Annotated in this window: 10 protein-coding genes; 3 read left to right on the plus strand and 7 right to left on the minus strand. The window is 39.4% G+C overall.

Features of this window, described 5'->3' with window-relative positions; genetic code table 11:
• Positions 1-192 precede the first annotated feature (192 nt).
• The 6 genes from ICL16_RS22010 to ICL16_RS22035 all read right to left on the minus strand — a co-directional run bounded on the left by ICL16_RS22010 (position 193) and on the right by ICL16_RS22035 (position 10860).
• Complete coding sequence (locus tag ICL16_RS22010; protein ID WP_190832024.1) at positions 193-1287, minus strand: hybrid sensor histidine kinase/response regulator; 1095 nt, start codon at positions 1285-1287, stop codon at positions 193-195.
• Between the two features lie 35 nt (positions 1288-1322).
• Positions 1323-2528, minus strand: a complete 1206-nt coding sequence (locus ICL16_RS22015) for an EAL domain-containing response regulator (protein WP_190832026.1) — start codon at positions 2526-2528, stop codon at positions 1323-1325.
• A gap of 57 nt (positions 2529-2585) precedes the next feature.
• Positions 2586-5546: a PAS domain S-box protein gene (locus tag ICL16_RS22020; RefSeq protein WP_190832028.1), complete on the minus strand. Its 2961-nt coding sequence runs from the start codon at positions 5544-5546 to the stop codon at positions 2586-2588.
• Between the two features lie 200 nt (positions 5547-5746).
• Positions 5747-8512 (minus strand): glycoside hydrolase family 10-like protein, encoded by a 2766-nt coding sequence (locus ICL16_RS22025; RefSeq protein ID WP_190832031.1) that lies wholly within the window; start codon positions 8510-8512, stop codon positions 5747-5749.
• Between the two features lie 74 nt (positions 8513-8586).
• The gene (locus ICL16_RS22030; protein ID WP_190832033.1) at positions 8587-9918 is read right to left on the minus strand and encodes a TIGR03279 family radical SAM protein; all 1332 of its coding nucleotides are present in this window, start codon (positions 9916-9918) and stop codon (positions 8587-8589) included.
• The gene (locus ICL16_RS22035; protein WP_238360897.1) at positions 9919-10860 is read right to left on the minus strand and encodes an undecaprenyl-diphosphate phosphatase; all 942 of its coding nucleotides are present in this window, start codon (positions 10858-10860) and stop codon (positions 9919-9921) included.
• Between the two features lie 274 nt (positions 10861-11134).
• Here ICL16_RS22035 and ICL16_RS22040 point away from each other — a divergent pair, with 274 nt between their 5' ends.
• From ICL16_RS22040 to nadB, 3 genes are all read left to right on the plus strand, one after another.
• Positions 11135-11785, plus strand: a complete 651-nt coding sequence (locus ICL16_RS22040) for a DUF3120 domain-containing protein (RefSeq protein ID WP_420485295.1) — start codon at positions 11135-11137, stop codon at positions 11783-11785.
• Between the two features lie 201 nt (positions 11786-11986).
• Positions 11987-12418, plus strand: a complete 432-nt coding sequence (psbU, locus tag ICL16_RS22045; RefSeq protein WP_190832037.1) for a photosystem II complex extrinsic protein PsbU — start codon at positions 11987-11989, stop codon at positions 12416-12418.
• Between the two features lie 69 nt (positions 12419-12487).
• Positions 12488-14164 (plus strand): L-aspartate oxidase, encoded by a 1677-nt coding sequence (gene nadB, locus ICL16_RS22050; protein ID WP_190832039.1) that lies wholly within the window; start codon positions 12488-12490, stop codon positions 14162-14164.
• A 7-nt stretch (positions 14165-14171) separates the two neighbouring features.
• Here nadB and ICL16_RS22055 read toward each other — a convergent pair whose 3' ends face one another.
• Positions 14172-14414 carry a hypothetical protein gene (locus ICL16_RS22055; RefSeq protein ID WP_190832041.1) on the minus strand — a complete coding sequence of 81 codons (243 nt, stop codon included), beginning with the start codon at positions 14412-14414 and terminating at the stop codon, positions 14172-14174.
• Between the last annotated feature and the right edge of the window lie 88 nt (positions 14415-14502).

Genomic DNA, 14502 nt, shown 5'->3' on the forward strand with positions numbered 1-14502 from the left:
ATCCTACATCAGTTCCGTGGATTAATAACAAATCATTATGCGAACATACTGGTAGAACATGGCGTAATGACGATTGTTGGGATGCTGAACATAATCCATTGTTTTAATGTATATAGCAGTCCTAAATAATTCACGAACACCGAGAAACCCGGTAACTTTTACGAAACCGGGTTTCTGATAGCAAGATATAAATTAAGCAGTTTTTAATACCACTTGTACAATTGTTTTTTCTTGTGGTTGACTTTGGATTTTTAACTCGCCTCCATGTAATTCAGTTAAGCGCTTAGCGATGATTAAACCTAAACCTAAGCCTTGTTGTTCATAAACTTTACGCTCAAATTGCTTATATGCTCCTAACTCAGCTATTTGATGGGCGGTAATACCACGTCCATAGTTGATAAAAGATAGAATAAATTTATCTTTAATAGCTGTACTCTCTACTTGAATAGATGTTCCCAATGGAGAAAATTTCAAAGTGTTATCAATTAATTCTTCAATAATTTTATAAAGTCTTGTTTCACACATTTGGACAAGACAAGGTGTATCTATATTTATTTGTAAATCTGTTTCTCTTCCGGCTTTTTTAGCTTTATCAATAATTAAATTTTTCAAAACTCCTGTAGGAAATATAGTTTGATAACTTTGCCACTCTTTAATTCGCTGTGTATCAGTTGCTACGATTTCAATTTCTGCATATAGTAGAAAGTTTTGAATTAATCTATATAAACGTTGTCCAGATTTATTAATACCTTCTGCCATCTCCCGAATTTCTTGTGTGGTTAGCACATCTACGTCTTTACTTAAAAGTTCTGAAAAACCTAAAATTCCATTGAGCGGTGTTCGCATTTCGTGCGGAAGAGAGAAGGCAATAGTGCTACGTAAATCGTCAAGTTTTTTTTGCGATCGCTGATGAATACTAACTTGTTTTTTCAGTTGAGAAGTAATAGCTGCTAATAATTCTGCTCTTGTAAAAGGTTTTGTTAAATAATCATCTGCACCTAATTCCATCCCTTGACGAAAGCCATTTTTATCAGATCTAGCAGTCAAAAAAATAAAAGGAATTATTGCTGTTGCTGATTGTTGACGTAATGTCTTTAAAACAGTATGACCATCTAATTCTGGCATCATTACGTCACAAATAATTAAATCGGGAATTTCAGTTTGAGCCAACTGAACACCAAGCTCACCATTTGCTGCTATAATTACGTGAAAATTCTCAAATGTCAACAATTCCATGAGGTTTTGCCTGACATTTTTATCATCTTCAATTACTAAAATTTTCTTCATTATTAACCCATCATATTTTACATAAAAATGACTTATTAAACAATAAAATTTTTGTTATATAAAAACTTCTCAAAAGCTCCTAAAGGTAAAGGACGACTAAAAATAAAACCTTGCATAGCATCACAGTTATGCTGCCTTAAAAAATTCATTTCTTTTTCTGTCTCTACACCTTCAGCTACTACCTGAAAATTGAGATTATGTGCCATTTGAATTAATGCTTTTGTGATTGCTGCTTTTTGTGTATCATCAGCAACATTGTGAATAAAATAACGATCAATTTTTAAAGTGTTGATTGGTAATTTCTTTAAATAAATTAATGAAGTATATCCTGTTCCAAAATCATCAATAGCAATTTGTACACCTATAGATCTTAATTCTTGTATAACAGAAATTGCATTATTCACATCTTGCATAATCATGCTTTCTGTGAGTTCTAACTCTAAATTTTGTGGGGAAAGATTATGAGTTGATATAAAATCAAAAATTTTTTGTGTAAAATTTGGTTGAGTTAATTGATGTGCTGATAGATTGATTGCAATACGTAACGAATCAAATCCTACATTGTGCCACATTTTTATTTGTTTACAAACACTCTCTAATATCCAATCACCAAGAGGAATAATTAAACCTGTAGACTCTGCTAAGGGGATTAATTCAGAAGGAGAAACCATACCTAATTCAGGACTATGCCAACGAATTAGACTTTCTGCTGCAATAATTTCACCTGTAACAATATTAACTTGTGGTTGATAATAAATCTGAAATTCTCCAAAAGTACATTCTTCTATAGTATGGCGTAAACTCTTTTCTATCACCTGTATCTCTGAAGATACTTTTTCAGTTTTTTGGCTATTAAGATATTTAGTCAAAGTAGCTTGCTTTGCTAAACGGCTAGAAATAGCACTTAATAACTCAGCCCGAGTGAAGGGTTTAGTAATATAGTCATCTGCGCCTAAATCCATGCCAAGACGAAAGTCAGTTCTCGCCGATCTTGCTGTAAGAAAAATAAACGGAATTGTAGCTGTAATAGGCTCTTCTCGTAATGCCGTAAGTACACCATATCCATCTATTTCTGGTAGCATCAAATCACATAAAATTAAATCTGGAACTTCAGACGTTGCCAAATTTAAACCTACTCTACCATTACCAGCCTCAATAGTTTCAAAATCTTCGGCTTCTAATAAATCTAAAATATTTTCTCTTACTGAGTCTTCGTCTTCAATTACTAAAATTTTCGTCATATACGTTTGTTAATTGTTGATTGTTAACTGCTAATTGTTAATTTTTCTGATTAGCTATTAGTCATTCCTCATGGGTAGAATGACACTAAACTTAGTCCCTACTCCAACTTTACTGGTAACAGTAATTTTACCATTGTGGATATCTACACAATTTTTGACGATCGCTAATCCCAATCCAGTGCCGGGAATATTACCTACATTGGTGGCACGATAGAAAGATTCAAACAGAAGGGGTATGTCTTCCTCTGGAATACCGATCCCTTGATCTTGAATTTCAAATACCGCTTGCTCTTGCTCTAAGTTGAGAGTAAATTTAACTGTGCTACCAGTAGGAGAATATTTGATTGCGTTGGAAAGTAAATTACTGAGTATATGTCCCAGTAATTTTTCATCCATTAACCCAGGCAAGGATTGATACTCACTATTAAATAGTATGCTGACATCAGACTGCATGTTTAAGTGTGGATTATGAACATTTAGTTGTATTTCTTCGACTAAATTACGACAGTATTCGACCAAATCCAATGGTACTGGTCTAAAATCTAGTCTTCCTGCTTCAACTTTGCCAATAACTAACACATCATTTAACATTCCCGTCAAGTGTTTGACAGCGTGTTGAATACGACGCAGGTGAATAATTTGTTTTTCCTCCTTCCATTTGTGGCGATAATGTTCTAACAACTCTGCCGAAGAAAGGATTGTACTTAAAGGTGTGCGAAATTCATGGGAAGTCATCGCAATAAAACGCGATTTCAGTTCATTCAGTTCTTTTTCTTTCTCTAGAGCATTTTTTAGTTCTTCTTCTAATTCTTTACGTTGCGTGATTTCTACCCAATAACCGACAATTTCCAAAGGGTTCCCCTCATCATCTCGCACTAATTTTGCTTGATCGTATACCCAACGATAAGTGCCATCTTGATGTAAAAAACGGTACTCTTGGTTATTATGTCCTTGCTCATACAACTTTGACAACTCACAAATCATGTTCGTTAAGTCTTCTGGATGAATGTGGTTTTGCCAAAAGCGAGAATCTTGTAAAAATTCCTCTACCTCGTAGCCTGTCATGGTAATAACGTTTTCGCTCACAAAGGTAATACCGTAATCTCCAAAAGGTTTACAAGTATAAATTACACCAGGAATTGAGGAATGTAAGTATTGTAGCCGTTCCTGAGATACTAGTAGCGCCACTTCTGATTGCTTACGCTCAGTGATATCTGTGAGAATACCAATGTAGTGGGTTTTGCCGTTGTTATCATAAACAGGAGATATGCTTAACTCATTCCAAAACAAAGAACCATCTTTGCGGTAATTACGGAGAATAACAGTGCAGTCTTTTGCTTCTTTGAGTGCGGCGCGTAATGTTTCTAATTCTGGTTGATTTGTATCAGTACCTTGAAGAAAACGACAGTTTTTCCCCATTACTTCTGCTGAATTGTAGCCAGTAATCCTTTCAAAGGCAGGATTAGCGTAGATAATTGGCCAATCAGGTACTGTGGCATCACAAATTACTATACCATTGCTACTAGCGGCAATTGCGCGATCGCGTAGTCTAACACTTTCTTCTGCCTGCTTACGTTCTGTGATATCTGTAGAAATGCCACAAACAGCGTAAGGTACTCCGTTAGTATTTTGTAAAGGAAACTTCATGGACATATAGGTGTGTAACCCATCCTCGTGAGGAGCAACTTCCTCAGCTTCTACGCTTGTGCCAGTTGCTAGTACCTTACGGTTATTCTCCGCAAACCTATCAGCGAATTCGCGCGGAAAATAATCGTATATGCTTTTACCTTTAATTTCATCTCTGGGTATTTTAAACATTTTTTCATACTGAAGATTAATAAATAAATATTTATTCTCTGTATCTACTAAGTAAATAATTGCTGGTGAGTTATCCAAAATTGCCTGTAATTGCTGTTGAATCTCTCGCAGTACTACTTCTTGTTCCCTCCGCTTAGTAATATCGTCAAAGCTACCCAACACCCCCACCACATTACCTTCGGCATCATGAAATGGAACTTTATTCGTCTCTAGCCAAATTTGTTTGCCATCCTTGCGCAAATGAGGTGTAACTACATGATGTTGAGGTTTATCTGCCTCCATCACCAGAGCGTCAAATTCGTGGTAGAAGTCTGCTTGCTCTTTACTCACCAAATCATAATCACTCTTGCCCACGATATCTTCTGGGCTTTTCAAACCTGCTATTCTGGCAAAGTTACGATTACAGCCTAAGTAAACAGAACTTGTATCTTTCCAGAAAATACTTTGCGGAATGTTGTCCATAATTAGCTGCAACATTTCCTGCGATTGTCTTAGTTGTTCTTCAGCTAATTGGCGATCGGCAATTTCATGTACTAGTTGCCGATTCATTTCTTTTAAAGCTTTTGTACGTTCTCTAACTCGTATTTCTAGCTGTTCATTTGCCTCTTTAAGAGCTATTTGTGTCTGTGCTAGTTCTTCCTTTATAAGCTGATATTCTGTTTGAAGTTCTAATACATTAACTATATTATCTTGAGTAATTACAATAGCATCACTTGTATTGTCAATTGCTGATTCTCGTAATTTCAACCGTTCTTCTGTTGGCTCGCTTCTATCTGGAATTACTAGTTCTCTTAATAAAGCTTTACAAATGCTTTCTGATGTAATGCAACCAAATAGTTTACCTTGTTCATCAAGAACTGGTAGTAAAGGTAATTGATTTTGATGTAACATGAACAATACTGAAGACAAACTGTTACTTTCTATATAATTCAGCATTATTGATGAAGTCACCATCACTTCAGAAATTATGGTTGTTTTGCAATCAACCCCCAAGTAGAGAAGCCGCACTATATCTTGTTCTGTCAACCACCCTAATACGTCATAATTATCCACAACTAAAACGTAAGTTGCTTGTGGCTGATTTTGACACATCAACGTAATTACGTCCGCTAAGCTTGTATTTGGTGTGACAGTGATTGGCTCTAAATCAATTGCTGAATTTAACAGTGAGAATGAGTTTAACTGAGCTAAGGCGTGCATAAGTAATTGCAATAGCCATGATGTAAAATTTTAGGTTAATTACAGATTTTACTATTTTCTAATATTTTTGCCTTGTACTGGCACAATATCTTGGGTATATATACTGAAAATTTTTAAAAGAAATACGAATTCAGTCGTACAGACGCTCCGCCGGAGCGTCTGTACAGGAGTGATGATTTTCTCTTGCTCCCCCACTCCTACTATTTCCGGCGATCGCCATAACGCAAAAGTCGTTCTATAATAGTAAGACGATTTTCCCAAACTTTAACTTGGTAAGGATTGGATGTTGAGTGTTGCCGCATCCATGTTCTAAAAAGAGCTTGGAAGCGCACTAGCGTTGCTTTTGCTCCCTGCAACCTAGTAGGGGTTGGTGACTCGGCAAGCTGATTCAAAGCAGTTTGCAAAACATCTACCTGGGTGTTAAAATCAGCTAATGTTGCCGTAGACATTTGTAATTGGTTATTTTGCAAAACAAACTTCCATTCCTTTTTGAGTGCAGCATAACGGACAGCAGCACTTTGAAAAGGTTGACGTAGAGGAACAGGTTCTTTTTGTGCAGGTGACAAGCTACCTTGAGTACTGTTAAAAACTTTGTATAAGTCATTACTCAAATTTGCTGTAGCAAACAGAGCATAACCACTGACAGGTAAATCTCTAATTAACTGGATTTGATCGAACGCTCCAACCGTTGGTAATGACAGGAGCCGAATTCCCGGTACTAACAAACTAGAGCCTAACTGTCTAGAAGAAATCCACGGTTGTGCCAATCTGTCGAAGCGAATGGTATCTAGAGCATAAGTCATGGGAACAATTAAATCCACATCACCACGCCTCGCCCAAATTTCCCAATGCTGTTGAATTTTTTGAATACGTTCTTGTTCAGGAAGAGGGAATACAGCAACAGATAAAATGAGATTAGGTTGCTTTTGCCGCAACTGTGACACAGCAGCCACAAAGCTATCAACTTGCTGAGTGCGAAACTCTGTCCATTTTCGCCACAAATCTGATTGACTAGGAGAAATATTGATCGGATCTACACCATGTAGCTGCTGAAACTGCGCTCTTGCGGCTTTACCGTAACCGTAAGTGCGACCTTGGCTAGAATCTTGAAAGGGATAGCGAATGTAATCTAATTGTAGACCATCTACGTTATAGCGAGTGACAATTTCCTCGTACAAACTCAGTAAATACTGGCGTACTTGGGGATTAGCCGGGTCAAAGAATGGCTTAGTTTGACCAGGTGGTATCATTTGACCACGATTATCATATCCTGCCCAATCAGGATTTGCTGCAAGTACAGGTCCTGGGTATTTAGAATCGATATTGAGGATTTCATTATGACGTTGATTACCAGCCGCAAATACCCAAACCCAAGCGTGTAATTCCATACCACGCTCGTGAGCTAACTTAACAGCGGCTGCCAGTGGATCCCACCCACGAGTTAAAGGGTTTTGTGCTGGAGCAATTTGGCTGGGGTAAATAGTATAACTGGCATTGACTGTTTCAAAAAATACTGTATTAATTCCGGCTTGCGCCATGCGATCGAAAATTACAGCTAATCCCTGCTCATTCTTAGCACGAACAATTGTTCCTCGATCAAGCCACATTGCCCGAATTTCTGGTTGAGCTAATTTCTGATCTATGGGAAACTGGTTCCACAGAGAATTCTTCGCCATCAACCACTGTTGACGCGCTTGGACATAGTTTTTATTAGCAATCATTTGCGGCAAGTTTTTCGCCACTTCCCTAGCTTTGGCTAAAACTTCTTGTTTGGTGGGAACTTGTACCTGGGATGTTGTTAACGCAAATGCTGACTCTACTTTCGCTGCTGTTGAGTGATTACCATTGACTGTGGCTGCTAAATTAGCACTTTCAACTCTACCAATCAAATTTTCTAGCTCTTGTTGAAGGGCTAGAGCTTCACGCTGACTAATTGGTGTTTGGGAGTTGGGTATAACATCCAGACGTACCCTTTGTTCCAGTTGATCGATCGCCTCTTCTGACTTGGGCGGTGTAATATTAGGAATCGGTATAGGTTGAGGAGCAGTAGCAGTCTTTTGTTGCACGGAAGATGGAGAGGGGAGTTTTTGAGTTTGTGAGTTAGACACAGGAGGAGATATTTTCTCCCCGACTCCCCGACTCAAGAGCTCCCCTGCTCCCCTCTTAGTTGGTGCAGTTGCCACTGTTGTTGCGCAGTTTTGCGCTGCTCCTTGTACCTTAGCTGTATTTTCCCTAGTCGAGGACGTTTTTAAATAACGATTAAGCACTGCTTGTAACCAAGCTTTATCCACGTCTGCACTTGCTACTGCATCTACTCCCCAGCGCCAACCAAAAAAAGTAGAACGTTCAGTAGCCATCACAGCTACCGGATTATCTTTAGCATCCCAAACAGCAGCAGTTTGAGTCGCGATATTATTCGGAATCACAACACCACCACGCACTTGTCCAAACAATTCGTTTTGAGTTGCCCATTGCTGTAACTTAGTGTTTGACGGTTGCAGCTTTTGCACGTTGCTCAGACTAAATCCCCAGTAACCACCCAGAAGCGCTCGTAACAACTGGCGCACCCCTGGTGGTGATAAACTTCCTACAGGACCACTGGCAATTAAGCGTCCACCTTTACTCATCCATGCTTCTATGGCAATTGCTTGTGTTGGCGTTAATGTCTCCACATTAGGCAAAAATAATACCTTACGCTCCCCTAAATCTGTCGCACTCTTCACGTTAGCTAGGGGAATGACGCAGTACTTAACTCCTACCGACTGTAACCGATTTGTGATTCCTGTCCATTGATTTGCGTTTTCTTGACTGTGTACTACGCTTAATATTGGTTCTGAGGTTGTCGCTTTTGCTGGTATATTTGTAAATAAATAAAATAGTAAAACTTGAAAATTTAAAATAAATAATCCTGTTTTTCTTAGGTTTAATTTTTCCTTTCTACTTATTTTTTTTTGATTCCTCACCATCTACTCCTCATACCATTTCGTCTTTTATGTAGAGACGTACCATGATACGTCTCTACAATGCTGGGACAAATAATTTAGTCAATTGGTGCGATACAGGTCTTGATTAATTCTTCAACTCCTGCTATGGGAAAAATTTTTGTTCCCAACCGACAAGCGACTTCCTCAACACTTATATCATCTAAAAATAGAGATTCACCATGTTTGAGCATTACATTTGGCAGTAAAATTCCATTGCCTAAATCTTGCCCTTGTAAATTAAAAAGCAAATCATGACCAGTTAGCAAGCCTGTGACAGTGATATTTTGTCCCCAATAATCACTCTTCAAAGCACGCAGCCTTATATCTAACCCTTCAACTGAGTTTAAACGTTGGAGGATAGGTTGAAATGCTTTTTCTACTGCATTACCCACAACCCAAGTCAATCTGCGTGTTTGTACTTTGGGTGGTAACAGTTTTTCGGCGGCTGTGGCAAAATCTTTGAGAAATAACCGAATCGAACCAACACCGTTATCAATTTGAGGATAATCTTCATATTCAGATTCACCAGGCAATTCCTCACCCGCAATCAAAAACCACTCATCAGCTAACCACACACAGGTTGAACCAAGTTTTTGGCGAAATTCTTGCTGTAGCGATCGCACTTGAGCAATCACTTCAATGGCTGTAAACTTATCTACGGGTATAAGTTCGTCTTGAGTAGGACGAAACCTAGTTAAACCTACTGGCACGATTGCTATAGAAGCAACCGTAGGTACTTCACCAGTATGAAAAGAGGCTAAATCTCTAATAGTTCTTTCTAAGTGTATACCATCATTGATCCCAGGACAAACCACTACTTGAGCATGAATTTGCAATCGCCTTTGTTGAAACCACTTAATTTGTGTTAAGATTTGCCCCGCACGGGGATTTTTCAATAATCTAATTCTTAAAGACGGTTCAGTAGCATGAACAGAAACATACAAAGGAGATAGCCTCATCTGTTCTATGCGCTGCCATTCTTTCTGTGATAAATTAGTTAAGGTCAGGTAAGAACCATACAAAAAGCTCAGCCGATAGTCGTCGTCTTTGAGGTACAAGCTGGAGCGCTTGCCTGGTGGTTGTTGGTCAATAAAGCAAAAAGGGCAATGGTTATTACACTGAATTAAACCATCAAACAGTGCCGTTTCAAATTCTAGCCCCAAATCTTCATCAAAGTCTTTTTCTATTTCCAAATGATGGTTTTTTCCAGCAGCGTCTAAAACTTCAAGTTCTAGCACTTCATCAGCACACAAAAACTGATAATCAATTAAATCACGTGGATTTGAGCCGTTGATGCTGACAATTGCATCTCCCGGCTCAAATCCCACCTCTGCTGCTATGGAATCAGGTATAACCCGAATAATACGGGCTGGATGAATTGTAGTCATTTAACTATTTTTTAACATTCCTGTAAAGACAGCACCTAGTATTGCAGCGCCAAATGCTAAGCGATACCAGACAAAAATCCAGTTGTCTCTGGTGCGCAGGTAGCGTAGTAACCAAGCAATGGATAAGTAAGAAAAGATAAAAGCGGAAAGGATGCCAAAACTCACCACCACCAAATCGATTTTGCCCAACGCTTCTTTGATAAATTGATATAAAGTAGCGATCGCCAAAGCAGGAATTCCCAACAAAAAGGAAAATTTTGCTGCTGTATCTCTCTGTAGCCCTAGAAACAGAGCAGTTGTTAAAGTCGCACCAGAACGAGATACACCAGGTGCTAAAGCCAGCATTTGCCCTAATCCTATCAGCAATCCATCACGAATTTTCAAAGTACTAAAGTCTCGCTTGCGGCTGCCAAATTTTTCTGCCGCCCCTAATAAAATTGCTAGCACAATGGAATTGATGGCAATGGTAGTCATGCTATTAACTGCCGAGTTTTCGTCATTAAGTATTTTCTTCACGAGAAAACCTACCACTAAAATTGGCAATGTGCCTATTGCTATACCTACTAGCAGTTGCCATTCGTCTCGCTGCCAGTCTTTTTGTTGCACTGCTTGCCAACCGCCTCTCAAGATGAGAGAGATGTCTTTCCAAAAATACATAAGTACGGCAATTACGCTACCGAATTGGATTGTCGCCACAAAAGCCTTTTGCCCCAAGAGTTCCCAACCGAAGGCTTTAGTAAACACCTCCAAATGGGCAGTACTACTAATGGGTAGGAATTCTGTTATACCTTGGATAAACCCTAAAACAAATGCCTCAAGCAGTTGCTGAATCAGACTATTACTCGCTGCCACAGCTTTTTGGGATTCTCCTACCTGTAGTAATAGTCCCCACATAGGCTCAAGCAACCCGTACCACTCCATCTTAGCCACTTCTATTAACATCAACCCAACGAGTGAAAATTACTCGGTAATTTTAACTTAAGATTCCTGAAGATCCCAGATCCCCGACTTATTAAAGAAGTCGGGGATCTCTGTCACTGTTAAAATAAAATAAATATCCCCCCCAGGGGCATTTATATGATAATATTTTAAGTAAAATAAAGTTAAGTTAAGTTACAAATATTAAAAAACTTTGGTTAACAACACTTTGTCATCTTACGTTGTTTCTACGGAGTCGCTGGAGTCAGTCGAGTCAAAAAATGCTGACGTAGATTTATTGTGGAAAGTAGCCACTCAAGGAGTTTGGGTGGTATTTGCGGCAGCGGTATTTCTCGTGTGTGTACCAGTATTTATTGAAGCACCACTGGTGCGATCGCTTCCGTGGTTAAGTCTAGCCATGAGTGGATTTTGGCTATGGCTGAGTTTTCGCTTAATGTCTCGTCCCTCTACCCATTTGTGGGGTGATTTGCTGTTCGGATTTAGTTGGAGTTGGTTAGCTGGATCAATTTATTGGGGTTGGTTACGTTGGGAACCGTTGTACCATTTACCAGTAGAATCTATTGGTTTACCATTTGCTTTGTGGTGCTTGTATCGAAATTGGGCTAAGGTAGGTAACTGGTTTTATTTAGGTTCTTTATTCGGTACAGTGTTAACAGATGTGTATTTTTATTTAGTGGACTTAATACCCCATTGGCGACAAATTATGCTAGTCGAACCAATAGAAGTGCCACAAATCTTACATAACGCCGTAGCGCAAGTGCAAACGTCTTGGGGACAAACTTGGGCGCTAATTATTGCTACAGTACTATTAATAGTAGGAATTTTACCTTTAAAAAACAAGCAGCGGCACTGGTACGCCTTTAGTGGAGCGGTTTTGAGTACTATTTTAGTAGACTGCCTCTTTTTCCTAGCAGCCTTGAGCGCGTGAGTCGAGAAGAAGAATAGTCAAACCTAGTAATAGCAGGTATTGTAGATATTCATTCACGACGCTGTATATTAGTTTTTGATGACTGCTGTGTGTTGATTAAGCGCGTCAGTTGTCACTTGGTGTTCATTCAAGAGTACTGAGTGCTGACAAACCGTAGCTTAAAGTTTTTATTTCAGTTTGACGGAAAGAGGTAGAAAAATCGTGAAAAGTTTAGTACGTTTATTAACAGTGTTTAGTCTATTGCTGGGATGCTGGGGTTGGTTAGGAACTGCTCATGTAGCCCAAGCAGCTAGTTTCAACCGCATATCAGCTCCGGTTTTAGCAGTTGAAGAAACTCAAGTGCTACGCAACCGTGCAGATGACAGGTTGGCAGATGTTTACGGTAAAAAAATTGATTTGAATAATACTAACGTGCGGGCTTTTCAGAAGTATCCAGGGCTTTATCCCACTTTGGCACGTAAAATCCTCTCCAACGCTCCCTACGAAAAAGTAGACGATGTGTTAAATATTCAAGGATTGAGCGATCGCCAAAAACAACTTCTACAAGCCAACTTAGACCATTTTACCGTAACAGAAATGGAACCCGCGTTCACAGAGGGATATGACCGTTTTAACAACGGTATCTACAGATAAATAACCCCCGTAGAGACGTTCCGCCGGAACGTCTCTACAGTCGCACCCCATCACCCATCACCCATCACCTTGTCCCAAATAAATTTTTTTTCTCAATTTGATGTATTAGTAGTAGGAGCAGGAGCTGCTGGACTATATACAGCACTATGTCTGCCCAAACATTTAAAAATAGGTTTAATTACTAAAGAAACAGTTTCTCTGTCTGCTAGTGACTGGGCGCAAGGTGGTATTGCTGCTGCTGTAGCGGCAGATGATTCGCCGCAGTTGCATGTAGAAGACACATTACGGGCAGGTGCAGGATTATGCGAGCGAACGGCGGTAGAATTTCTCGCTCAACATGCACCCAGCTGCATTCAATCATTGGTAAATTTGGGTGTAGCCTTTGATCGTCATGGCAAAGATTTAGCTTTAACTTTAGAAGCAGCTCATTCCAAACACCGTGTTCTCCATGCGGCAGACACCACAGGTAGAGAAGTAATTACTACTCTTACCGCCCAAGTATTAAAACAACATAATATTCAAGTTATTCAACAGGCATTAGCGTTAAGCTTATGGCTAGAACCAAAAACAAAGCACTGTCAGGGAATTAGTCTCCTTTATCAAGGAGAAGTGAAATGGATCAAAGCAGGTGCTGTAGTTTTAGCAACAGGTGGTGGTGGACAAGTATTTGCCCAAACTACTAACCCGAATGTAAGTACTGGTGATGGAGTAGCGATCGCATGGCGAGCTGGAGCAATTCTGCGGGACTTAGAATTTGTCCAATTTCATCCTACTGCTTTGACAAAAGATGGCGCAGATCGTTTTCTAATTAGTGAAGCTGTGCGCGGTGAAGGTGCATATCTAGTAGATAGTCAAGGACGACGTTTTGCTTTTGACTATCACCCAGCAGGTGAACTTGCACCCAGAGATGTGGTTAGTCGGGCAATTTATAGTCACATCCAACGCACTTCAGTAGATCCCGCTACAGCACATGTATGGTTAGATATGCGTCCTATTGGCGTCGAGAAGATTCGCCATCGCTTTCCCAACATTATAAATGTCTGTAAACACTGGGGTATTGATGTATTCTCACAACTAATTCCCGTAGCGCCAGCTGCTCATTACTGGATGGGTGGTATTGTTACAGATTTAATGAACCGCACGAGTATTCCCGGTTTATATGCAGTGGGAGAAACCGCTAGTACTGGTGTACATGGTGCAAATCGTCTTGCCAGCAATTCTCTACTTGAATGTATTGTGTTTGGCGCACAAATGGCACATGTAGAGACGCTCCATGTAGAGACGCGAAATTTCGCGTCTCTACAACCTGTACGGAAATTTAGTATAGATATAATTGAGTGGAATACTCAACAAGCGCAAATAGAAGTCATGCGGCAAAAAATACCGCGTCTAGTATGGCAAAGTGCTGGTATTTGTCGCTCACAGTCTACGCTCTTAACTGCAATTGCTACGATTAAATCTTGGCAGAAAGACTTTGCTGTTTTGCCTGTAAGTCAATTCTTAATGTCTTTGCATCCAGAAGAACCAGCTAGTTTCGATTTACCCCATGTTGAGAGTCATTTGCGACTGTGGGCAGAAACACAAAATCTACTTGATGTTGCTTACTTAATTCTTCAAAGTGCTGCCTTTAGAACCGAGAGCCGAGGTGGACATTATCGCTTAGATTATCCTCAATCAGATTCTCAATGGCAAGTTCATACTCTTGTACAAAAACACAATTGGTGGAAAGCACCTGTATTGAACTAGTCAGTATTTACCTCGTACCACTGCCGTATAAGCTATCAGGACTACCGTAATTGTACAGTTGATAGGCGCTATTTGATTGAGCGCTGAAACTTACTTCTTTCCAAACTTGAGCATCAACCTGAATGGTAGTTAAGGGATGACTAACTGTCATTGGGTTTAAAGCTTTTGAAACATCAGCAATTTTAGGAATTACCAGATGCACTCCAATCAAAAACACAACAATGCTCGTGATTTTTAATCTAGTGTCCATGTGTATCAGTAAATTTACTTATAAAACTCTGTTTAAATTCAAGTGGTTACTTGGCTTTATTTTACTTGATTATAAAAATTTTATAAAA

It is taken from the genome of Iningainema tapete BLCC-T55 (assembly GCF_014698965.1).
Classification (GTDB): Bacteria; Cyanobacteriota; Cyanobacteriia; order Cyanobacteriales; family Nostocaceae; genus Iningainema; species Iningainema tapete.